Origin of the sequence: Paenibacillus polysaccharolyticus, from assembly GCF_023714295.1 — a bacterium.
Classification (GTDB): domain Bacteria; phylum Bacillota; class Bacilli; order Paenibacillales; family Paenibacillaceae; genus Paenibacillus; species Paenibacillus polysaccharolyticus_A.
Genome location: NZ_JAMAUN010000035.1, coordinates 1 through 474, shown reverse-complemented (window position 1 = coordinate 474; position 474 = coordinate 1). Strand labels below are relative to the sequence as shown.

Sequence of the window (474 nt, the reverse complement as noted above, 5' to 3'; positions counted from 1 at the left end):
AGTCTGCAATATTCCAAACATTCGGATAGAATCTATTTTTATTCGGATCAAACGTCAGGACAGGGGAACTGACGGTAAGAGGCGCAACATTTTCCCCTTGAATTTCCACTACATTATAAGCCGACCAACCTTGCGGATCGGTGGCAGTGATTCCCATGCGAACCGGTGCAAGGATGGTGCCGCTATACGTTAGCAGGCCGTCCTCAATCCGCACATTCGCCGCATGACTGGTTCCGTTTAATTCAAACGTTAACGGATCGTTATCCCGATCCCGGAAGAAGGCATTTAAGTCCACTTGTGTCCGTGTCCCAGTCGCATCCACTATCGCATGGGAGACGGGTTCAGGCGCAAACTGGAGTGTACTGGTCAAATCGGCATACAATCCCCGAGGGTCGGTCGCCCGCACGGTGAAGGAGGTTGGCATGGTCGGCACGCCGCCGAAAGCCAGTTCCTGTCCCCAGTTTAAGCTGAGAC

The 474-nt window shown here is 52.7% G+C and carries 1 protein-coding gene; it reads right to left on the bottom strand.

Annotation, left to right across the window (positions count from 1 at the left end; translation table 11 throughout):
• Positions 1-474 (bottom strand): hypothetical protein (locus M3629_RS28045; protein ID WP_251512172.1); only part of this gene is annotated, 474 nt, incomplete at both ends.